Source organism: Amycolatopsis ponsaeliensis (genome assembly GCF_030182635.1).
Lineage (GTDB): Bacteria > Actinomycetota > Actinomycetes > Mycobacteriales > Pseudonocardiaceae > Amycolatopsis > Amycolatopsis ponsaeliensis.
Window position 1 is genome coordinate 68,477 of record NZ_JAPZLD010000041.1, and the last position, 21,199, is coordinate 89,675.

Annotated in this window: 19 protein-coding genes; 14 read left to right on the forward strand and 5 right to left on the reverse strand. The window is 70.2% G+C overall.

Annotated elements, in window-relative coordinates; translation table 11 throughout:
• Position 1: 1 nt before the first annotated feature.
• Positions 2-640, forward strand: coding sequence for a MerR family transcriptional regulator (locus QQ657_RS42435; RefSeq protein ID WP_284748023.1), 639 nt, complete (start codon positions 2-4; stop codon positions 638-640).
• Here QQ657_RS42435 and QQ657_RS42440 read toward each other — a convergent pair.
• Positions 637-2,370 carry a serine/threonine-protein kinase gene (locus QQ657_RS42440; RefSeq protein WP_434056835.1) on the reverse strand — a complete coding sequence of 578 codons (1,734 nt, stop codon included), beginning with the start codon at positions 2,368-2,370 and terminating at the stop codon, positions 637-639. The two genes, QQ657_RS42435 and QQ657_RS42440, sit on opposite strands and share 4 nt — an antisense overlap.
• A 123-nt stretch (positions 2,371-2,493) precedes the next feature.
• Here QQ657_RS42440 and QQ657_RS42445 point away from each other — a divergent pair, with 123 nt between their 5' ends.
• The 6 genes from QQ657_RS42445 to QQ657_RS42470 all read left to right on the forward strand — a co-directional run bounded on the left by QQ657_RS42445 (position 2,494) and on the right by QQ657_RS42470 (position 10,383).
• Positions 2,494-4,329, forward strand: a complete 1,836-nt coding sequence (locus QQ657_RS42445) for a methylmalonyl-CoA mutase family protein (protein ID WP_284748025.1) — start codon at positions 2,494-2,496, stop codon at positions 4,327-4,329.
• Complete coding sequence (gene scpA, locus QQ657_RS42450) at positions 4,326-6,494, forward strand: methylmalonyl-CoA mutase (protein ID WP_284748026.1); 2,169 nt, start codon at positions 4,326-4,328, stop codon at positions 6,492-6,494. The genes QQ657_RS42445 and scpA overlap by 4 nt, the downstream gene beginning before the upstream one ends.
• A gap of 3 nt (positions 6,495-6,497) precedes the next feature.
• Complete coding sequence (gene meaB / locus QQ657_RS42455) at positions 6,498-7,493, forward strand: methylmalonyl Co-A mutase-associated GTPase MeaB (protein WP_284748027.1); 996 nt, start codon at positions 6,498-6,500, stop codon at positions 7,491-7,493.
• Between the two features lie 49 nt (positions 7,494-7,542).
• On the forward strand, positions 7,543-7,845 hold the full coding sequence (locus QQ657_RS42460; protein WP_284748028.1) for a hypothetical protein: 303 nt from the start codon (positions 7,543-7,545) through the stop codon (positions 7,843-7,845).
• A gap of 197 nt (positions 7,846-8,042) precedes the next feature.
• Positions 8,043-9,344 (forward strand): amidohydrolase, encoded by a 1,302-nt coding sequence (locus tag QQ657_RS42465; RefSeq protein ID WP_284748029.1) that lies wholly within the window; start codon positions 8,043-8,045, stop codon positions 9,342-9,344.
• Positions 9,345-9,549: 205 nt separating this feature from the next.
• Positions 9,550-10,383, forward strand: coding sequence for an endonuclease domain-containing protein (locus QQ657_RS42470; RefSeq protein ID WP_284748066.1), 834 nt, complete (start codon positions 9,550-9,552; stop codon positions 10,381-10,383).
• A 67-nt stretch (positions 10,384-10,450) separates the two neighbouring features.
• Here the strand turns inward: QQ657_RS42470 and QQ657_RS42475 are convergent, their stop codons facing one another.
• Complete coding sequence (locus tag QQ657_RS42475; RefSeq protein ID WP_284748030.1) at positions 10,451-10,903, reverse strand: gamma-glutamylcyclotransferase; 453 nt, start codon at positions 10,901-10,903, stop codon at positions 10,451-10,453.
• A 128-nt stretch (positions 10,904-11,031) separates the two neighbouring features.
• On the opposite strand from QQ657_RS42475, the gene QQ657_RS42480 reads away from it, so the two are divergent.
• The 6 genes from QQ657_RS42480 to QQ657_RS42505 all read left to right on the forward strand — a co-directional run bounded on the left by QQ657_RS42480 (position 11,032) and on the right by QQ657_RS42505 (position 16,312).
• Positions 11,032-12,432 carry an NAD(P)H-quinone dehydrogenase gene (locus QQ657_RS42480; RefSeq protein ID WP_284748031.1) on the forward strand — a complete coding sequence of 467 codons (1,401 nt, stop codon included), beginning with the start codon at positions 11,032-11,034 and terminating at the stop codon, positions 12,430-12,432.
• Positions 12,433-12,505: 73 nt separating this feature from the next.
• Positions 12,506-12,967, forward strand: coding sequence for a hypothetical protein (locus tag QQ657_RS42485; RefSeq protein ID WP_434056834.1), 462 nt, complete (start codon positions 12,506-12,508; stop codon positions 12,965-12,967).
• Between the two features lie 221 nt (positions 12,968-13,188).
• Positions 13,189-13,758 (forward strand): hypothetical protein, encoded by a 570-nt coding sequence (locus QQ657_RS42490; protein WP_284748033.1) that lies wholly within the window; start codon positions 13,189-13,191, stop codon positions 13,756-13,758.
• Between the two features lie 85 nt (positions 13,759-13,843).
• Entirely contained in the window at positions 13,844-14,497 is a 654-nt protein-coding gene (locus tag QQ657_RS42495) for a class F sortase (RefSeq protein ID WP_284748034.1), read from the forward strand.
• Positions 14,498-14,577: 80 nt separating this feature from the next.
• Positions 14,578-15,369, forward strand: coding sequence for a VOC family protein (locus tag QQ657_RS42500; RefSeq protein ID WP_284748035.1), 792 nt, complete (start codon positions 14,578-14,580; stop codon positions 15,367-15,369).
• Positions 15,370-15,508: 139 nt separating this feature from the next.
• Positions 15,509-16,312, forward strand: coding sequence for a VOC family protein (locus QQ657_RS42505; RefSeq protein ID WP_284748036.1), 804 nt, complete (start codon positions 15,509-15,511; stop codon positions 16,310-16,312).
• A 42-nt stretch (positions 16,313-16,354) separates the two neighbouring features.
• On the opposite strand, the gene glpK is transcribed toward QQ657_RS42505, so the two are convergent.
• A complete protein-coding gene (glpK, locus tag QQ657_RS42510) occupies positions 16,355-17,869 on the reverse strand; it encodes a glycerol kinase GlpK (protein ID WP_284748037.1) in 1,515 nt (504 codons plus the stop codon).
• 31 nt (positions 17,870-17,900) lie between these two features.
• A complete protein-coding gene (locus QQ657_RS42515; protein WP_284748038.1) occupies positions 17,901-18,650 on the reverse strand; it encodes an MIP/aquaporin family protein in 750 nt (249 codons plus the stop codon).
• 235 nt (positions 18,651-18,885) lie between these two features.
• Between QQ657_RS42515 and QQ657_RS42520 the strand changes: the two genes are divergently transcribed.
• Positions 18,886-20,619, forward strand: coding sequence for a glycerol-3-phosphate dehydrogenase/oxidase (locus QQ657_RS42520; protein ID WP_284748039.1), 1,734 nt, complete (start codon positions 18,886-18,888; stop codon positions 20,617-20,619).
• A 6-nt stretch (positions 20,620-20,625) separates the two neighbouring features.
• Here the strand turns inward: QQ657_RS42520 and QQ657_RS42525 are convergent, their stop codons facing one another.
• Positions 20,626-21,156 (reverse strand): GNAT family N-acetyltransferase, encoded by a 531-nt coding sequence (locus tag QQ657_RS42525; protein WP_284748040.1) that lies wholly within the window; start codon positions 21,154-21,156, stop codon positions 20,626-20,628.
• Between the last annotated feature and the right edge of the window lie 43 nt (positions 21,157-21,199).

Below are 21,199 nucleotides of genomic sequence, written 5' to 3' on the forward strand. Positions count from 1 at the left end.
GATGCGCATGCGGATGGCCGAACTGAGCGCCGAGTCGGGTGTGCCGGTCGCGACCGTCAAGTACTACCTGCGCGAAGGCCTGCTGCCGCCGGGCGAGCGCACGAGCCCCAACCAGGCCCGGTATTCGGCGGACCACGTCCAGCGGCTCCGGCTGGTCAAGGCGCTCACGGAGGTCGGCGGCCTGCCGCTGGCCTCGGTCGGCGCCGTCCTCCAGGCGATCGACGGCGACGCCACCCCGCACGAGACGATGGGCGTCGTCCAGGAAGAGCTGGCCGGCGACCCGCCGAAGGTGTCCGAGGAAGCTGCCGAGTGGGCGACCGCGCTCCTGCAGGACCTCTCCCACCGCTACGGCTGGAAGTGGCACGGATCGGAGAACCGGGCGGTCGGCAACCTGATCGCCGCACTCGCGACGGCGAAGGAGCTCGGGCACGAGAAGCTCGCCGAACGCCTGGACGAGTACTTCGCGCTGGCGCTGCGCGTGGCCGAGCTGGACGTCGAGGTCGTGACGGGCCTGACGTCGTTCGACAAGATCATCGAGGCGGGCCTGGCCGCGACGGTCCTGGGCGACCGGATCTTCACCGGCCTGCGCCACCTCGCACAGGAGCACCTCTCCCGCGAGGTCCTGGGCCGCGCTCCTTAGTCCGAAACCTGCAGCGTGGGCGCGACGCGGTCGAAGACGTCGTTCTGGCCCGCGCTCTCCTGCTCGACCGGCACGGTGACCGACAGGACCCACAGGCTCGTGCCGGCCTGGACCATCTTCACGAACGTCACGCGGGTGCCCCCGCTGCTGCCGTCGCCCTGGGGGAGCGTGCCGCCCTCGCCCAGGCGGTAGCCCAGCGTCGCGCCCTTGCCGTCCGGGGGCGCCTCGACCGGGAAGAATTCGATCGCGTTGACCGGGTAGGACTGCCGCAGCCAGGCGGTGTAGTCGTCGTAGCCGTCGGTCTGGTCGAAGTACTTCGCCAGCCGCTCCAGGCGCAGGGACCGCCGCCCGTCCGGCGAGACGTACTGGACGGCCAGGCTCAGCCCGAACTTCGTGTTGTGCGGGGCGACGAACTTCTGCCAGCCCTCCGGCACGTCGAGGGTGTACTGCCCGCCGTCGTTGATCAGCACGCTGCCGTTGCCGGTCTGTTTCACCAGCGTCGGCGGCGGCACCTGGGTGGGCCCGTTCGACGTGCCTGCCGGCTCGGCCGCCGGAGGCAGCAGCGACTGCCCGCCGACCGTCCTGGCCAGCGCGAACCCGCCGCCCGCGGCGAGCAGGAAGAGCAGGATCGCCACGGCGACGAGCACGGCGCTCGCGCGGGCGGTGCGCCGCCCGGCCGGCCGCGGCGGCGCGACGAACAGCGTCGCCGGTTCCGGCGCGGGGGCGGGCGCCGGTGCCGGGGCAGGCGGCCGCAGGAACGGCAGCGGGCCCGGGTCGGTGGCGAGCTCGCTGCTCGACCCCTCGGCCTTCTTCTCCGCCTTCTCGGGCAGGACGGTCTTGATCACCTGGGTGTCGGACGCGTCCGGCTGCGCGGACGTCTTCTTGCCGTCCGGGGTGCGGAACAGATCCGGCCCGAACAGGTCGAGCGGCGTCTTCGTCTGCAGCGGGTACAGCCGGTACCGGACCTCGCGCAGCGTGATCCGCCGCTCCGGCTCCTTCTTCATCAGCGCGGAGATGACGTCGGCCAGCGGCCCGGCCTTCGGCTTGGGCACCTTGCCGTTGACGACCTTGCCGACGGTCTCCAGCGGGTCGCCGTCGGCGTCGTACGGCGGCGCGCCTTCGACCGCGGCGAACAGCGTCGCGCCGAGGCCCCAGAGGTCTGCGGCCGGCGTGACGGCGCCGCCGGAGGCGACCTCCGGCGCGATGTAGGCGGGGGAGCCGAGCATGATCCCGGTGCGGGTCATGGTGGCTTCGGAGACGTTGCGCGCGATGCCGAAGTCGGTCAGCTTGATCCGGCCGTCGCTGGCGACCAGGACGTTGCCCGGCTTGACGTCGCGGTGGGTGATCCCGGCGGCGTGCGCTGCCTCCAGCGCGGAGGCGACGGCGATGCCGACCGCGGCGGCCTGCCCGACGGTCAGCGGCCCGTGGTCGCGCAGGATGTGCGCCAGGCTGCGCGAGGGCAGCAGCTCCATCACCACGAACGGCTGGTCGTCCTCGCGGGCGACGTCGTGCAGGATGATCACGTTCGGGTGAGACAGGACAGCGATCGCGCGGGCCTCGCGCAGGGTGCGTTCCCGCAGCTCGTCGGCCTGCGAAGAGGGGATGCCCGGCGGCACCTTCATCTCCTTGACGGCCACCTGGCGGTGCAGGAACTCGTCGTAGGCCGACCAGACGGTGCCCATCGACCCCGAACCCAGCACCGAGCGCAGCCGGTAGCGACCGGCGACCAGTCGTGTCTCTTCGCTGGAGGGGGGCACCCCCTGATTGTGTCGTACCCGGCTCGCCCTTATCTGCCTAGGGGCGCGACTAGAGTCACAGGTCCGGCGCGGCCCGTGCCTCTACCATCACTGGGTATGACTGAAGTGGCCGGTCCGGAGTCAGTGCCGATCTCCGAACTCGACCTTGCGGCCGAGTTTCCCCAGGCGACACGCGAGCAGTGGCAGGAGCTCGTGGCCGGGGTTTTGCGCAAGAGCGGCAGGTTGCCCGAGGACTTCACGGGTGCCCCGGAGAGCAAGCTCGTCACGCGGACCTACGACGGGATCGAGATCCAGCCGCTGTACACGGCCGAGGACGTACCCGGCGAAACCGGGTTCCCGGGACTGCCGCCGTTCGTGCGCGGGTCCCGTCCGGAAGGCCAGATCAGCACGGGCTGGGACGTCCGCGCCCGCTTCACCGGCGAAGACGCGCGTGAGGTCAACAAGGCCATCCTCGCCGACCTCGAAGGCGGCGTGACGTCGATCTGGCTGTCCGTCCCGCCCGCGTCGCTGGCCGACGCGCTCAACGAGGTCTACCTCGACCTGGCGCCGGTCGTGCTGGACGCCGGAGCTTCGTTCGAAGCCGCGGCGGAAGCGCTGTTCGAGCTTTTCGACGAGCGCGAGATCCCGGCGAGCGAAGCCACCGCCGTGCTGGGTGCCGACCCGATCGGGCTCGCGGCGCGCACCGGCTCGGCCGTCGCGCTGGAACCGGCCGCCGCGTTGGCCGTGCGTGTCGCCGCGAAGTACCCGAAGGTGCGCACGATCGTCGCTGACGGCTTGCCGTTCCACGAAGCGGGCGGGTCGGACGCGCAGGAGCTGGGCGTGCTCGTCGCCGCCGGTGTCACGTACCTGCGTTCATTGACGGACGCCGGTCTCGACGCCGAAGCCGCAGCCGGCCAGCTGGAGTTCCGGATCGCCGCGACCGCCGACCAGTTCTCCACCATCGCGAAGCTGCGGGCGGCCCGCCGGTTGTGGGCCCGCGTCGCCGAGGTGTGCGGCTTCTCGTCGCCGATGCGCCAGCACGCCGTGACGTCGCCGTCGATGCTGACCAGGCGCGATCCCTGGGTGAACATGCTGCGCACGACGGTCGCCTGCTTCGGCGCGGGCGTCGGCGGCGCGGACGCGGTCACGGTGCTGCCGTTCGACGCCGCGATCGGCCGTCCCGACCCGTTCTCCGCGCGGATCGCCCGCAACACCCACGCCGTGCTGCTGGAGGAGTCCAAGCTGGCCGGCGTGGCCGACCCGGCGGGCGGCTCCTGGTACGTCGAGAAGCTGACCGACGACCTCGCGCACGCCGCCTGGGCCAAGTTCACCGCCATCGAGGGCGCGGGCGGCCTGGTCGCCGAGCTGTCCTCCGGCGCGCTGGCCGGGCGGCTGGCTGCGACCTGGGACAAGCGCTCGAAGCGGATCGCCACGCGACGCGACCCGCTCACCGGCGTCAGCGAGTTCCCGAACCTGGCCGAGAAGCCGGTGACCAGGGAACCACTGGCGTCCACTGTGGAGGGCGGGTTGCCACGGCATCGGTACGCCGAAGGCTTCGAAGCACTTCGCGACGCTTCGGACGCGTACCTCGCTTCGCACGGTGAGCGGCCGAAGGTCTTCCTGGCCACTTTGGGACCGGTTGCCGCGCACACCGCGCGCGCCGGCTTCGCCGCCAACCTCTTCCAGGCGGGCGGGATCGAAGCCGTCAACCCGGGTGCGACGGACGACCTGCCCGGTGCGTTCCGCTCGAGCGGGGCGAAGATCGCTTGCATCTGCGGCACTGACGACGCTTACGCGGCCCAGGCTGCCGAGGTGGCGGCCGCGTTGGGAGCCGAACACGTACTACTGGCCGGAAAGGGCACGTTCGACGGCGTCGACGGCAACGTCTTCGCCGGGTGCGACGCCCTGGAAGTCCTGACCGGTCTGCACGCCAAGCTGGGAGTTTCGCGATGACCATCCCGAACTTCGCCGACGTCGACCTCGGTTCGCCCGAGCCGGCCGACCGCGACGCCTGGGCCAAGGCCGTGCAGGAAGCCACCGGCAAGGGCCCGGACGCGCTGGCCTGGGAGACGCCCGAGGGCATCGGCGTCAAGCCGGTCTACACCGCCGCCGACCTGTCCGATGTGGACTTCCTCGGCACGTACCCCGGGATCGCGCCGTTCCTGCGCGGGCCGTACCCGACGATGTACGTCAACCAGCCGTGGACCATCCGCCAGTACGCCGGGTTCTCCACCGCCGAGGAGTCCAACGCCTTCTACCGGCGCAACCTCGCGGCCGGGCAGAAGGGCCTCTCGGTCGCCTTCGACCTGGCCACCCACCGCGGCTACGACTCCGACCACCCGCGCGTCTCCGGCGACGTCGGGATGGCGGGCGTCGCGATCGACTCCATCTACGACATGCGGCAGCTCTTCGACGGCATTCCACTGGACAAGATGTCCGTGTCGATGACGATGAACGGCGCGGTGCTGCCGGTGCTCGCGCTGTACGTCGTCGCGGCCGAGGAGCAGGGGGTGAAGCCGGAGCAGCTCGCGGGGACCATCCAGAACGACATCCTCAAGGAGTTCATGGTCCGCAACACCTACATCTACCCGCCGCAGCCGTCGATGCGGATCATCTCCGACATCTTCTCCTTCACTTCGCAGCACATGCCGAAGTACAACTCGATCTCCATCTCCGGCTACCACATGCAGGAGGCCGGGGCGACCGCCGACCTAGAGCTGGCCTACACGCTGGCCGACGGCGTCGAGTACCTCCGCTCCGGCGTCGACGCCGGGCTGGGCGTCGACAAGTTCGCGCCCCGGTTGTCGTTCTTCTGGGCGATCGGCATGAACTTCTTCATGGAGGTCGCGAAGCTGCGCGCGGCGCGTCTCCTGTGGGCGAAGCTCGTGAAGGGCTTCGACCCGAAGTCGCAGAAGTCGCTCTCGCTGCGGACGCACTCGCAGACGTCGGGCTGGTCGCTGACCGCGCAGGACGTCTACAACAACGTCGTCCGCACCTGCGTCGAGGCGATGGCCGCGACCCAGGGGCACACGCAGTCGCTGCACACCAACGCCCTCGACGAGGCCCTCGCGTTGCCGACCGACTTCTCCGCGCGCATCGCCCGCAACACCCAGCTGCTGCTGCAGCAGGAGTCCGGCACCACTCGCGTGATCGACCCGTGGGGCGGCAGCGCCTTCGTCGAGAAGCTGACCTACGACCTCGCACGCAAGGCGTGGGGCCACATCAGCGAGGTCGAGCAGGCCGGCGGCATGGCCAAGGCGATCGACGCGGGCATCCCGAAGCTGCGCATCGAGGAGGCCGCGGCCCGTACACAGGCGCGGATCGACTCCGGACGGCAGCCGGTCATCGGCGTCAACAAGTACCAGGTCACGGGCGACGAAGACATCGAAGTGCTCAAAGTGGACAATGCCGGCGTGCGGACGCAGCAGTTGGAGAAGCTGCGGCGGCTGCGCTCCGAACGCGACTCCGCGGCCACCGAGGACGCGTTGCGACGGCTCACCGAGGGCGCCGGAAACGGCGGGAACCTGCTGGAGCTGGGCATCAACGCGGCCCGCGCGAAGGCCACCGTCGGCGAGATCTCCGACGCGCTCGAGAAGCTCTGGGGCCGGCACTCCGGGCAGATCCGGACGATTTCGGGCGTCTACCGCGAAGAGGTGGGTAAGTCGCAGAACGTCGAAAAGGCCCGTCAGCTGGTCGAAGAGTTCGCCGCGGAGGAAGGGCGCCGGCCCCGGATCCTCGTCGCGAAGATGGGCCAGGACGGCCACGACCGCGGCCAGAAGGTGATCGCCACCGGCTTCGCCGACATCGGCTTCGACGTCGACGTCGGCCCGCTGTTCTCCACCCCGGCCGAGGTGGCGCGGCAGGCGATCGAGGCGGACGTGCACGTCGTCGGCGTGTCCTCGTTGGCCGCCGGGCACCTTTCGCTGGTGCCCGCGTTGCGCCACGAGCTCGCCGAGCTGGGCCGCGAGGACATCATGGTCGTGGTCGGCGGCGTCATCCCGCCGCAGGACTACCCGGCGCTGCGCGAAGCCGGCGCGGCCGCGATCTTCGGGCCCGGCACGGTGCTCGCGGATGCGGCCATCGACCTGCTCGGCCAGCTGACGGCGCAGGAGTCCTGACCCTTGCCGCGCAAGATCGACGTCACCGCCTACGCCAAGGGCGTGCTGGCGGGGGACCGCGGGACGCTGTCGAAGGCGATCACGCTGGTCGAGTCGCAGCGGGAGGACCACCGGGCGTTGGCGCAGGAGCTTTTGGTCGAGCTGCTGCCCTCGGCCGGTGGCGCGCGGCGGATCGGCATCACGGGCGTACCCGGTGTCGGCAAGTCGACATTCATCGACCAGCTGGGCACCGACCTGACTTCGGCCGGGCACCGCGTCGCCGTGCTGGCGGTCGACCCGTCGTCGACGCGCACCGGCGGGTCGATCCTCGGCGACAAGACCCGGATGGCGCGCCTGGCGGTCGACGAACGGGCGTTCATCCGTCCGTCGCCGACGTCGGGGACGCTGGGCGGCGTCGCGCGGGCGACGCGCGAGACGATCGTGCTGATGGAAGCCGCCGGTTACGACACCGTGCTGGTCGAGACCGTCGGGGTTGGACAGTCCGAAGTGACCGTCGCGAACATGGTCGACTGCTTTCTCTTCTTGACGCTCGCGCGCACGGGTGACCAGCTCCAGGGCATCAAGAAGGGCGTGCTGGAGCTCGCCGACGTCATCGCCGTCAACAAGGCCGACGGCGACCACGAGCGGGACGCTCGCCGCGCGGCGCGGGAGCTCTCGGGCGCGTTGCGGATGATCTACGGGCCCGAAGCGTCGTGGACGCCGCCCGTGCTGACCTGCAGCGGCCTGCACAACCTGCGGCTGGACGAGGTCTGGGGCGCGATCGAGAAGCACCGCGACACGCTCACGGCGTCCGGCGAGCTCGACGAGCGGCGTCGCCGGCAACAGGTCGACTGGACGTGGGCGATGGTGCGCGAACAGCTGCTGAGTCGCCTGGCGGCACATCCGGACGTGCGAACGGTCGTTCCCGACGTCGAGCGGGCGGTGCGGGACGGTGAGCTGACGGCTACCCTCGGTGCTCAGCGGATCCTCGACGCGTTCGGTCCACCGCGTGGTGGCTGACGCACCGGCGTTCCGCGGGGAGAATGCCTGGTGGTGGCGAAGGGATGACATGGCGAAACTGCGGGTTCTGGTCCTGGCCGGGGTGCTGGGCGCGGTCGTGTTCACCGCGTCGCCGGCGTCCGCCGAACCGGTGCGACCGGCTGCCGTGACGGTGGCGGTGGCGCACGCGCCCGTCGCGCTGGTCCCGGCGCAGACGCAACCGCCGGGCCCGGTCCTCGATCCGGCCCAGACGGACAAGGCGAACACCGAAAAGACCAAGAACAAGCTGATCGCGGGCGTGGTCGCGGTGGCACTGCTCGGCATCGTCATCTGGGGCAGGCGAGTCCGTTCGAAGAAAGCCAAGAGCTCCTGAGGCCTTCGGCTTTGCCGAACTACTGCACGCCGTTCAACGCAGATCCGGTACCGGCCATCTAGGACGGCGGTTTTCGAGGCGCGCGTTGCCGCCTGCATGGTGCACGATCGTCTGCAAATGCGTACGACAGATCGATCGGCACGTTGCGTGACCCCAGCCGCTGCCCGGGTTACCCGTGTTGCGGGAGGAGGTGCGGCGTGACGGTGCTCGACTCACGACCGGACGTTCCAGGCGACCCCCACGGGCGCATCATCAACCCCATGGAGGGGTCCGAAGCGCTCATTTCCGAAGCTGGCGTAAGCATGGCTCCCGTGGAGGACCTTGGTGCGGGCCGTGGCCCGTTCTGGCTCGACGACTGGCTGCGCGCCAACGCGACCGACGTACTCGCCTGGCGCCGGCACATCCACGCGCACCCGGAGCTGTCACGGCACGAGTTCGCGACGACGGAACTGGTCGTCACGCTGCTGCGTTCCGTCGGGCTCAAGCCGTGGGTGCTGCCCGGCGGCACCGGCGTCGTCTGCGACATCGGCAGCGGCGAGCGGTGCGTGGCGCTGCGCGCGGACATGGACGCCCTGCCGCTCACCGAGGCGACCGGGCTGCCCTACGCGTCGACCGTCGAGGGCGCGGCCCACATGTGCGGCCACGACGCCCACACGGCGATCCTGCTGGGCGCGGCCCGCGCGCTGGCCGGCGCGCCGGAGCTGCCCGGCCGCGTCCGGCTGATCTTCCAGGCCGCCGAGGAGGTCATGCCCGGCGGCGCGCTGGACATGATCGCGGCGGGCGCGCTGGACGGCGTCGAGCGGATCTACGGCCTGCACGTGGACCCGCGCCTCGAGGTGGGCCGCGTCGGGATGCGCGTCGGCGCGCTGACGTCGGCGGCGGACCTGATCGAGCTGCGGCTGACGTCGCCGGGCGGGCACACGTCCCGCCCGCACCTGACGGCCGACCTGGTCCACGCGCTGGGCACGGTGATCACGTCCCTGCCCGCGGTGCTCTCCCGCCGCGTCGACCCGCGCTCCGGCACGGTGCTGGTGTGGGGCGCGGTCCACGCGGGCCAGGCGGCCAACGCGGTCCCGCAGGACGGCGTCCTGCGCGGCACGCTGCGCACGGCCGACCACGAGGTCTGGACGTCGCTGGAGCCGCTGGTGGCGTCGTCGGTGGAGTCCCTGCTGGCGCCGACGGGGGTGGGCTTCTCACTGGACTACCGCCGAGGCGTCCCGCCGGTGGTGTCCGACGCGGAGTCGACGGCCCTGATGCGCGCGGGTGTCGACGCGGCCCTGGGCGAAGGCGCGGTGGCCTCGACAGAGCAGTCCTCGGGTGGCGAGGACTTCGGCTGGTACCTGGAGCACGTCCAGGGAGCTTTCGCCCGTTTGGGCGTTTGGCCCGGTTCGCCCGAACCCCAGTCCGACATCCACCGCCCCACGTTCATCCTCGACGAGCGAGCCCTGCTCTGCGGAGTCCGAACCCTGGTCCACACAGCCCTAACCACCCTCGCCTGACGAGTTCCGGCTCCAGTCACGCGAGTTCCGTCCTCAAGCACGCGAGTTCGGAGTTACGCACACAAGTTGTCCACAGGCTGACCGAGTTATCCACAGTTCGAGAATGAGGCCCTTCCCATGATCGGCGAAGGGCCTCATTCTCGTTGATGTGATCACTTGGGGAGGACGACACGGAGCCGTCTCACGCCGCGAGGCTGACAAGGTCTTGGGACGGCGAGCGGTGCTCGAAGGGCTGGCGACCGGCGTGCTCGCGCAGCCGTGGCGCGGCGTGGTCATCCACGCGGCGGATGCGCTCAATCTTGCGACGCGGGCCCAGGCCGCATTGATTGCCGTAGGTCCGCCTGCCGCTCTGTCCGGCGCAACTTCCCTTGCTCTGCATGGGATTTCGGCGATCGACGACACCGCTGTGCACCTCACCGTGCCCTATGCTCGGCGGGTGGAGTCGAGGCCCGGGTTGGTCATCCACCGAGCCGAATTCACGGATTTCGACGTGGTCGAACTCGACGGCCTCACGGCCTTCTCGCTCGACCTCGCCCTCGCCGATTTCCTCTGCGACGGCGACAAGCGAACGGCCTTCGCCGCGCTCGAACAGGCCATGTGCGGGCTCTCGGCCGACCACTGCCAGAGGCTTCGCGACAACGTCCGTGACCGGGTTTTGGACCGTCGGAGCAAGCGAGGTATCCACAGGGCGCAGATGCTCTTGGCACTCGCCACAGGCAAGGCCGAATCGCCGCCGGAGAGCGTCCTCCGGCTCGTCGTGGTCGAGGCCGGGTTCCCAGTGCCGGAGGCGCAGTTCGAGATCACCGCCATCGACGGCCGCAAGTTGTACGTGCTCGACATCGCGTGGCCGGCGCTCCGCATCGCGCTGGAGTACGACGGCTTCGTGGCTCACGAGGACCGGCTGGAGCGGGATGCCGAACGCGACCGGCGGTTGGCCGGCCGGGGATGGGTCACGATCCGGGCGACCGCGGCCGATCTCCGGGACCCGAGTCGGGTGCTCGCTGAACTGGAGACATGCTTCGCGCGACGAGCGGCGTAACTCGCGTGATCAGGCCCGTCACCTGCGTGATTGGGGACGTAACTCGCGTGATTGGAGCCGGAACTCGTTAGCCGGTGATGCCGGAGCAGGGGCGGGTGCGTAAGTCGTCGACGTAGTCGGCGGGAGCGCCGGCGGCCTCGGCGGCATCCGCCAGTACGCCCAGGTAACGCGCTGAAGGCAAGCCGCCCTCGTACGCGTCCAGGACGTACAGCCAGGCCAGCGTCGAGCCGTCCATCGTTTGGACCCGGAGGCGGATTTTGCTATGGATTCCCAGCTCGCCGCCTTCCCAGCGGTCCAGGCCCGTCTCGTCCAGCGACGTCACGTCGTACAACACGACGAAGACCCGGGAACCCGGGTCCTCGACGATCGTCGCCAGGGCACCTTCCCAGCCGAGGTCCTCGCCGCCGAAGGTCAGGCGCCACCCCTCCAGCCAGCCGCTGCCGGCCATCGGAGAGTGCGGCGCGCGCTCCAGCATCTGGGCGGGCTCCATGTTCGATCCGTACGCGGCATACAACGGCACGCCGACAGCGTAGCGACCCCGCGCTGACCCGAGTGGACGCACTCGCCGTGTTCGCCCACTTCAGTGTCCGGTCACCTCCGCCGCGTACGGTGAGAGCACCGCACGCACGCACTCCGAGGAGGACCCAGGTGACCAGGATCGTGATCATGGGCGGGGGCCCGGCCGGCTACGAAGCCGCGCTGGTCGCAGCCCAGCACGGGGCCGACGTCACGATCGTCGAGCGGGACGGCCTGGGTGGCGCGTGCGTCCTCTACGACTGCGTCCCGTCGAAGACGTTCATCGCGAGTTCGGGCGCGCTGGCGAAGATGCACGACCTCAGTGAGCTCGGCATCAACACCGACATGGCCGACACGAGCATCGACCTCCCGACCGTCCACGGCCGGGTGAAGGGCCTCGCGCTCGCGCAGTCCGCCGACATCCGCGCCCGCGTCCAGCGCGAAGGCGTCCGCGTCATCGTCGGCGAAGCCCGCTTCTGCGACGAAGAGCCCGGCCTCGCGACCCACAAGGTCGCCGTGACCACGTCCGAGGGCACCGAGAAGCTGCCCGCCGACGTCGTCCTGATCGCCACCGGCGCCACCCCGCGCGTCCTGCCCGGCGCCGTCCCCGACGGCGAGCGCATCCTCGACTGGCGTCAGCTCTACGAGCTCGATGAGCTGCCCGAGCACCTCGCCGTGATCGGCTCGGGCGTCACCGGCGCCGAGTTCGCGTCCGCCTACACCGAGATGGGCGTCAAGGTCACCGTCGTCTCCAGCCGCGACCGCGTCCTCCCGCACGAGGACGCCGACGCCGCCGCGGTGCTCGAAGAGGTCTTCTCGCAGCGCGGCACGACCGTCGCGAAGCAGGCGCGCGCCGACCGCGTCGAGCGCACCGAAAAGGGCGTCGAGATCTTCCTCGCCGACGGCCGCGTGATCGAAGCCAGCCACGCGCTGATGACCGTCGGGTCGGTCCCGAACACCAAGGACATCGGCCTCGACAAGGTCGGCATCTCGCCCGGCCCCGGCGGTTTCATCACCGTCGACCGCGTTTCGCGCACCTCCGTTCCGGGGATCTACGCCGCCGGTGACTGCACCGGCTTGCTCATGCTGGCCTCGGTGGCGAGCATGCAGGGCCGCATCGCGATGTGGCACGCGCTGGGCGAGGGCGTCGCGCCGATCAAGCTCAAGACCGTCGCCGCCAACGTGTTCACCCACCCGGAGATCGCCACCGTCGGCATCAGCCAGCAGGCGATCGACTCCGGCGAGGTGCCCGCGCGCACCATCATGCTGCCCCTGGCCACCAACGCGCGCGCGAAGATGGAGGGCCTCCGCCGAGGCTTCGTGAAGCTGTTCTGCCGCCCCGCCACCGGCGTGGTCGTCGGTGGAGTCGTCGTGGCGCCGCAGGCGAGCGAGCTCATCCTTCCCATCGCGCTCGCCGTCCAGAACCAGCTCACAGTGGACCACCTGGCACTGACATTTTCGGTGTACCCGTCGCTGTCGGGCTCGATCACCGAGGCCGGGCGCCAGCTCATGCGTCACGACGATCTCGACTGAGAAAGCACGCAACCCCGCCGTATCCCGTCGCGTCTTGTCGGTTGTACGGCTGAAGGACGCGAAGGGTGCGAAGGTGCGCAAGACGGTGGTTTTCGTTGTGGCAGCGGTGATCGGGGCGACGATGCTGGCAGGGCCGGCGCAAGCGCAGCAGCAGAGTCCCAGTCCGACGCCGAGCGCCGCGCCGGCGAAGGGCAGCGTCCAGCTCAACGTCAACACCGCGATCAACCAGTCGCTGGTCGACAAGTACGTCCGCGACGCGCCGAACGTCGCGCTGGCCAAGTGCGAAGGCGCTTCGCCGGCGTTCTCCTCGCCGGCGCTGACCTTCTCCAACTACACCCCGGGCCCGTTCATGGGCGCCGACGCGAACATCAGCGCCGACGCCGCGCTCAAGCCGGGTACCCAGGCCGGGACGTACCCGCTGACCGTGACCTGCGGCGACCAGACGTACCGCACGCAGTTCACCGTGCCCGCGCCGCAGGTTTCAAAGGTGCCCTCCGGCGCCGCGAAAGCGGGCGACGGCAGCATGGCCGGCTGAACCCGCAATCCGCGAAACCACCTCGGAGCCACGCTCCGGGGTGGTTTTTTCTTGGGTTCCCGAAGCGCGATTTCGCGACGTATTCGTGACCTGCGAGCGCAACCTTCCGCAGGTGGAGACGTCTTGGAGTACATAAGCAAGCGGACGAAGCCGAGGCAGGGGGAACTGCGACCGGTGTCCGGGTACTTGCTTTGTTCGCAGATTTCGCAGGGGAGAAAAGAATGAAGAACACCGCTGTCGTCGCGGGTGTCGCCGCGGCCTTCCTCGTCGTCGCGCCCGGCGCGGCGCTCGCGAGCACTTCGACGAGCGCGACGCCCACTCCGAGCACCACCACCACCGCCAAGCCGGCCGCGCCCAAGCTCACCGTCACCCCGGGCCACGGAGTGCCCGGCGCGGAGGTGCGGATCACCGTCGGCTGCGAGGGCGAGGCTTACGTCACCTCCAGGGCGGTCGACGCCTTCGCGGACGCCGATCCGAAGGGCTCGGTGCGGGCCTACACCGGGGTCGTGCGCGACGTCCGCGCCGGCGAGTACCCGGTCAACCTGCGCTGCCACCCCCGGGACGGCCGTCCCGACACCTTCGTCGACGTGCCGTTCGTCGTGGACCGCGTGGTTGCCAAGACGCCGGGCACCAAGCAGGTCACCAAGGTGCCGGCGGGCGCGCCGCAGACCGGCGGCACCGACGGCCCGGTCGACGACTCCGGCACGCCGCTCGGGGCCGCGGCCGCCATGGGCGTGCTCGCGCTCGGCGGCAGCGGTCTCGTGCTGGCCCGGCGGGCTCGGCGCCGCTGATCTCCCGAGGGGGAGCGGGGTAGCGTCTGGGCGGCCCAACCGATCGGGCCGCCCAGACGTGTAAACCCGCGAGAGGGGGGAGCACATGACCACGAGGATCACCAGCAGGCGGGGTTACCTGATCTCCCTGGTCGTGGCGTTGCTGGCCGCGCTGGTGGTGCTGGCGCTGACGCTCGGCGGCGGGCCAGAGCCGTCGACCGCGCAGCCGCCGCCCGCGCAGCCGGTCGCGGTGGACCCGGCGCCCACTGGCGGTGCGCAGGCCGCCGACGCCGTCGCCGCGCTGCCGAAGTCCGATCCGGTCTCGATCGACATCCCGAAGATCGGCGCGCACTCGTCGCTGGTCCCGCTGGGTGTCAACGCGGACAACACCATCCAGGTGCCGCCGGTGACCACGCCGCTGCAGGCGGGCTGGTACACCTACGCGCCGACGCCGGGTGAGGTCGGCCCGGCCGTCGTCCTGGGGCACGTCGACGGCAACCACCAGAAGGGCATCTTCTACCGGCTCAAGGAGCTGGCCGCCGGCGACCGCGTCTCGGTCGCGCGCGCGGACGGGACGACGGCGCTCTTCGAGGTGACGAAGGTGCACCAGGTGCCGAAGCAGGACTTCGAAAAGGAAGGCGTGTACGACGACACGGCCGGCCCCGAGCTGCGGCTGATCACCTGCGGCGGCGTCTTCGACCGGAGCGCGCACAACTACGTCGACAACATCGTCGTCTACGCCCGCCTGGTCCAGAGCTGATTTTCCGTTTTTGTCGGACCCCCCTGCTTCACTGAGCCGGCCGTCACCGAGACGGTGCCGACGAGGGGTGGGGAGCCGACATGCTGTTCCGGGACGAGCCGTGGCCCGAAGGGACACCCAGCTGGGTGGACCTGATGGTGCCCGACCAGGCGAAGGCGGTCGCCTTCTACCGTGGCCTGCTCGGCTGGGACGTGCGGCCGGGCGGTGAAGACACCGGCTCCTACGGCATGGCGACGCTGCGGGGCCGTCCGGTCGCCGGGATCGGCCAGGCTCCACCAGGTCAGGAGTTGCCCGCGGTCTGGACGACCTACCTGTCCGTGTCCGATGCGGACAAAACGGTGGCGGCGATCGGCGAAGCGGGCGGTCAGGTCGTCGTGCCGGTGACGACCGTGCCGGAGCAGGGCCGGCTGGCCATCGCGGTCGACCCGGGCGGTGCGACCTTCGGCCTCTGGGAGCCCGGTGGCCACCAGGGCACGCAGGTCATGGCGGGGCCGGGCGCGCTGGCCTGGAACGAGTGCATGAGCCGGGACTACCCGGTGGCCGAAGCGTTCTACGAACGGGTGTTCGGCTACGGCTTCGAAGACGAGACCAGCGGCGACTCGACGTACAAAGCGCTGCTGGCGAGCGGCCGGCCCGTCGGGGCGATCGGTGCGTTGCCCGCGGAGGTGCCGTCGAGCTGGCGGGTGTACTTCTGGGTGGCGGACGCCGACGCGAGCGCGGCCCGGGCGGTCGAGCTCGGCGGCCGGATCCTGAGCGAGCCGTACGACTCGCCGGAGGGCAGGCACGTGCTGCTCGCCGACGACCAGGGCGTGCCGTTCTTCGTCATCGCGCCGACCGCGCGGTCCGGCAAGCCACGGGGCTGGGACGACTGACGGGAGCCGCGCTCACCGACCGTCCCCGATCGGGCCGGTTCCGTGGTGGGGGCCGTTCGGCACCGGTTTTTGTCGGTGGCCGGTGCAAGACTGTGTCGGCCGTCACCCGAGGCGGCGCTGACGAGGGTAGGGAGCCGAAATGTTGTTCCGCGACGAACCATGGCCCGAGGGGACACCCAGCTGGGTGGACCTGATGGTGCCCGACCAGGCGAAGGCGGTGGCCTTCTACAGCGGCCTGTTCGGCTGGGACGTGCAGACGGGCGGTGAGGAGACCGGTTTCTACGGCATGGCCATGGTGGCCGGCCGTCCGGTCGCCGGGATCGGCCAGACCCCGCCCGGCCAGGAGATGCCCGCGGTGTGGACCACCTACCTCTCGGTGTCCGATGTGGACAAGACGGCGACGGCGATCACCGAGGCCGGCGGCCAGATCGTCGTGCCGGTGATGGACGTGATGCAGGAAGGCCGGATGGCCGTCGCGGTCGACGCCGGCGGCGCGGCCTTCGGTCTGTGGGAGCCCGGCAACCACACGGGCACGCAGGTGACGGCGGCCCCGGGCACGATGGCCTGGAACGAGTGCATGAGCCGGGACTACCCGGCGGCGAAGGCGTTCTACGAGCAGGTCTTCGGCTACGGCTTCCAGGACCTGTCGAACGACGACTTCACGTACGCGGTGCTGCTGCTCGACGGCCGCCCGGTCGGCGGCGTCGGCGCGCTGCCGGACTCGGTGCCGGCGGACGTGCCGTCGCACTGGTCCGCGTACTTCTCGGTGGCGGACGCCGACGCGAGCGCGGCCAAGGCGGTCGAGCTGGGCGGTCAGGCGCTGGGTACCCCGTTCGACTCGCCGTACGGCAGGCAGGTGCGGATCGCGGACGATCAGGGGGTGACGTTCCTGGTCGTGGCGCCCAACGAGCAGTCCGGCAAGCCGGAGGGCTGGGAAGACTGACGGTGCGGGCCGAGGGCACCGGGTGCCCCCGGCCCTGACCGGTCAGTCCTCGTCGTCGACCCAGTCGAAGGTCTTCGTCACGGCCTTCTTCCAGTTGCGGAACTCGCGGTCGCGGCGGGCGTCGTCCATCGCCGGGTCCCACTGCTTGTCCTGGGCCCAGTTCGTGCGGATGTCGTCTTCGGACTTCCAGAACCCGACCGCCAGGCCGGCGGCGTACGCGGCACCCAGCGCGGTCGTCTCGTTGACCACCGGGCGGATCACCGGCACGCCGAGGATGTCGGCCTGGAACTGCATCAGCAGCTCGTTGACGACCATCCCGCCGTCCACCTTGAGCGCCTTCAGCGGGACACCCGAGTCGGCGTTCATCGCTTCGAGCACCTCGCGGGTCTGGAAGGCGGTCGCCTCCAGCACCGCGCGAGCCAGGTGGCCCTTGTTGACGAACCGGGTGAGCCCGACGATCGCGCCGCGGGCGTCGGACCGCCAGTAAGGAGCGAACAGACCCGAAAACGCCGGGACGAAGTACGCGCCGCCGTTGTCCTCGACGCTGCGCGCGTGGTCTTCGATCTCGGCCGCGGTGGCGATCATGCCGAGGTTGTCGCGCAGCCACTGCACCAGCGAACCGGTCACCGCGATGGAGCCTTCCAGCGCGTAGATCGTGTCGTTCGTGCCGATCTTGTAGCAGACCGTGGTGAGCAGCCCGTTCTGCGACATCACCTTTTCGGTACCGGTGTTGAGCAGCATGAAGTTGCCGGTGCCGTAGGTGTTCTTGGCCTCGCCGGGCGAAAGGCAGGCCTGGCCGAACGTCGCGGCCTGCTGGTCGCCCAGGATGCCCGCGATCGGCACGCCGGCGAGCGCGCCCTTCTCGCGGACCTTGCCGTACTCCTCGGACGACGAGCGGATCTCCGGCAGCATCGAAAGGGGGATGCCCATTTCGCTGGCGATTTCGGCGTCCCACTGCAGGGTGTCGAGGTCCATCAGCATGGTGCGCGAGGCGTTGGTCGGGTCGGTGACGTGCACGCCGCCGTCGGCCCCGCCGGTCATGTTCCACAGCACCCAGGTGTCCATGTTGCCGAAGATCAGGTCACCGGCTTCGGCCTTCGCGCGCGCGCCTTCGACGTTGTCGAGGATCCACTTGATCTTCGGCCCCGAGAAGTACGTCGCGAGGGGGAGGCCGACCTTTTCGCGGTAGCGCTCCTGGCCGCCGCCGAGGTTGCCGAGCTCGGTGACGATCCGGTCGGTGCGGGTGTCCTGCCAGACGATCGCGTTGTACACCGGCTTGCCGGTCGACTTGTCCCAGACCAACGCGGTCTCGCGCTGGTTGGTGATGCCGACGGCGGCGATGTCGGCCGCGGTCAGGTCGGCCTTGGCCAGTGCGCCCGCGGCGACCCGGCGCGTGTTCTCCCAGATCTCCTCGGCGTTGTGCTCGACCCAGCCGGCCTTCGGGAAGATCTGCTCGTGCTCGCGCTGGTCGACCGAGACGACGCGGCCTTCGTGGTTGAAGATCATGCACCGGGTCGACGTGGTGCCCTGGTCGATCGCGGCTACGTACGAAGTCATGTGTGCTCCAGGAATTCGGAAGGTTCGGCGATCAGGTCAGGTTGTGCACGACGAGGTACAGGAGCGCGGCGATCGCGCCACCGACCAGCGGGCCGACGACCGGGATCCACGAGTAGCCCCAGTTGGCGTTCGCCTTGTTGCGGATCGGCATCAGGAACGCGTACGCGATCCGGGGGCCGAGGTCACGTGCCGGGTTGATGGCGTACCCCGTCGGGCCACCGAGAGAAGTACCGATCACGAGGACGACGAACGAGACGCCCGCGTAGCCCAGCGCTGAGTTGCCGAAGTTCGGGGTGCCGCCGTCGCCGACGGTGACGACCGGGCTGAGCAGGATCCACGCCACCAGGACGAAGGTGCCGATGACCTCGGTGACGAGGTTCCAGGCGGTGTTCGGGATCTGCGGCGCGGTGGAGAAGATGCCGAGCGTGTTCTCGGGCTCGGGGTGGTCGTCGAACTGGAGCTTGTAGGTCGCCCAGCACAGCATGGCGCCGATGATGGCGCCGGCCATCTGCCCGATGAAGTAGAACGGGACGTCGGCCCATGGGGTCTTGTCGGCGATGGCGAGCCCGAGGGTCACCGCCGGGTTGAGGTGAGCGCCGCTGGGCGCGGCGATGCTGGCGCCGGTGAAGACGGCGAACGCCCACCCGAAGTTGATGAAGAGGATTCCGCCGTTGTTCCCGTTGGTTTTGCGGAGCACGTGGTTCGCGACCACACCGTTGCCGAGCAGGATCAGCGCGGCCGTTCCCAATAGTTCCCAGACGATTATTGCCCCAGCACTCACCGCTGCACCTCCACACTGGACACTCTGCGCAGGGTCGATCACGGCGTGCCACGGCACCGTTGCCGACCCACGTTCGCGCGACGTTACCGGGGCGTAGAAGCGGATTCCAAGCACCGGGTAGCGGAATCTTTTCAAGATCGCGGAGGGTTACGCCACACGTGTCATCCGTGGACGGGCGGAGGATCACCAGGTCGTGCGATGCTGGAACCCTCGCCGGCACGAGGAGGAATGTCACGTGGCGCAGCACGCAGCGGAGACCAACCCGGCTCGACTGGGCCCGGCCAAGCGGGAAGAGACCTGGCAGCGGCTCGGCAACGAGACCTTCGACGTCGTCGTCATCGGCGGCGGCGTGGTGGGCGCGGGCACGGCGCTGGACGCCGCGACGCGCGGGCTGCGGGTCGCCCTCGTCGAAGCCCGCGACCTCGCTTCGGGGACGTCGAGCCGGTCGAGCAAACTTTTTCACGGCGGCCTGCGCTACCTGGAACAGCTCGAGTTCGGCCTGGTCAGGGAAGCGCTGCGCGAACGTGAGCTGATGCTGACGACCATCGCGCCGCACCTGGTCAAGCCGGTCAGCTTCCTCTACCCGCTGACCCGCCGCGTGTGGGAACGGCCGTACACCGCCGCCGGCCTGCTGATGTACGACACGATGGGTGGCGCCCGCAGCGTCCCGGGCCAGAAGCACCTCACCCGTGCGGGCGCGCTGCGGATGGTGCCGGCGCTCAAGCGGTCCGCGCTGATCGGCGGGATCCGCTATTACGACGCGCAGTCCGACGACGCCCGCCACACGATGACGGTGGCGCGGACCGCGGCGCACTACGGCGCGGTCGTGCGGACGTCGACCCAGGTCGTCGGGTTCCTGCGCGAGGCCGACCGGGTGTCCGGCGTGCGCGTGCGCGACGTCGAGGACGGGCGCGAGACGGAGATTTCGGCGGCCGCGGTGATCAACTGCACCGGCGTGTGGACCGACGAGCTGCAACGGCTTTCCGGTGGTCGCGGGCGGTTTCGGGTGCGCGCGAGCAAGGGCGTGCACATCGTCGTGCCGCGCGACCGGATCGTCTCGGAGTCGGGGATGATCCTGCGCACCGAGAAGTCGGTGCTGTTCGTGATCCCGTGGCGGAATCACTGGATCGTGGGGACGACCGACACCGACTGGAACCTCGACCTGGCGCACCCGGCGGCGACGAAGCACGACATCGACTACCTCCTCGAGCACGTCAACAGCGTCCTGGCGACGCCGCTGACGCACGACGACATCGAAGGCGTGTACGCGGGCCTTCGCCCGTTGCTGGCGGGGGAGAGCGAAGAGACTTCGAAGCTTTCGCGCGAGCACGCGGTGGCGCGGGTGGCACCGGGCCTGGTCGCGATCGCGGGCGGCAAGTACACGACGTACCGGGTGATGGCGGCGGACGCCGTCGACGCGGCGGCGGTGGATCTGCCGGGCCGTTCGCAGCCGTCGATCACGGACAAGGTCCCGCTGATCGGCGCGGACGGCTACCACGCGCTGGTCAACCAGGCCGACCACCTGGCCGCCGAGCACGGCTTGCACCCCTACCGGGTGAGGCACCTGCTGGACCGCTACGGCTCGCTGGTCCACGAGGTCCTGGCGGCGGCGAACGGCCGCCCGGAGCTGCTGAAGCCGATCGAGCACGCACCGGACTACCTGGGCGTCGAGGTGGTGTACGCGGCTTCGCACGAGGGGGCGCTGCACCTGGAGGACATCCTGGCCCGCCGCACGCGTATTTCGATCGAGTACGCCCACCGCGGCGTCGACTGCGCGGAGCAGGTGGCGACCCTGGTCGGCGAGGTCCTCGGCTGGTCACCCGAAACGGTGAAGCGGGAGATCGAGGTCTACAACGCCCGGGTGGAGGCCGAGAGGGAGTCCCAATCCCAGCCGAGCGACGAGGCGGCGGACGCGCTGAGGTCGGCGGCCCCGGAGGCCCGGGCGGGCATCGTGGAGCCGGTGAGCTGAGGGGCGTCAGGAGGTCCGGTGCCAGCGGATCAGGCGCTCACCCGTGGGCGCCCGCTCCGCTTCCGGGCCGACCAACGTGAACCCGCAGCGCTCCGCCACGATCGCCGAGGCCGTGTTGCTCTCCTCGTAGCGGTAGCTCACCTCGGCCAGCTCCAAGCCGCCGAAGCCGAAGCGCAAGGCCGCGCTCAACGCCGTTGTCGCGATGCCCTTGCCTCGCTCGGTCGGGTGGACCCAGATCGTCGCCTCGGCGTAGTTCGAAGAAAGGTCCAGCTCGCGCAACCCCACTTCACCCAGCAACCGGCCCGAGGTCGGCTCCGCTATCGCCCACGAACAGCGCTCGTCGCCCGCCCATTGGGCCGCTCTGAGCGCCACGTACTCCGTTGCCTCGTCGAGGGTGCGCAGGCGGTAATTCAGCACGTACTTGCGGTGCGTCGGGTCGGCGAACGCCTCGATCAGCACCTGACGATCGTCGATGTGCCGGTCGGCGCGCAGCTGGCGCAGGTAGTACGTGCCCGCGTTGATCTCCACCGGTTCCACTCCGCCCAGCCTAGCCAGGCCGGGAACGCGCCGCTCCCGGCCT

Excerpts from the sequence above, each read along its gene's own strand:
- QQ657_RS42490 (WP_284748033.1), top strand. The coding sequence starts at position 13,189 with ATGAAGAACACCGCTGTCGTCGCGGGTGTCGCCGCGGCCTTCCTCGTC.
- QQ657_RS42435 (WP_284748023.1), top strand. The coding sequence starts at position 2 with ATGCGCATGCGGATGGCCGAACTGAGCGCCGAGTCGGGTGTGCCGGTC.
- QQ657_RS42460 (WP_284748028.1), top strand. The coding sequence starts at position 7,543 with ATGGCGAAACTGCGGGTTCTGGTCCTGGCCGGGGTGCTGGGCGCGGTC.
- QQ657_RS42495 (WP_284748034.1), top strand. The coding sequence starts at position 13,844 with ATGACCACGAGGATCACCAGCAGGCGGGGTTACCTGATCTCCCTGGTC.
- scpA (WP_284748026.1), top strand. The coding sequence starts at position 4,326 with ATGACCATCCCGAACTTCGCCGACGTCGACCTCGGTTCGCCCGAGCCG.
- QQ657_RS42500 (WP_284748035.1), top strand. The coding sequence starts at position 14,578 with ATGCTGTTCCGGGACGAGCCGTGGCCCGAAGGGACACCCAGCTGGGTG.
- QQ657_RS42445 (WP_284748025.1), top strand. The coding sequence starts at position 2,494 with ATGACTGAAGTGGCCGGTCCGGAGTCAGTGCCGATCTCCGAACTCGAC.
- QQ657_RS42505 (WP_284748036.1), top strand. The coding sequence starts at position 15,509 with ATGTTGTTCCGCGACGAACCATGGCCCGAGGGGACACCCAGCTGGGTG.
- glpK (WP_284748037.1), bottom strand. The coding sequence starts at position 17,869 with ATGACTTCGTACGTAGCCGCGATCGACCAGGGCACCACGTCGACCCGG.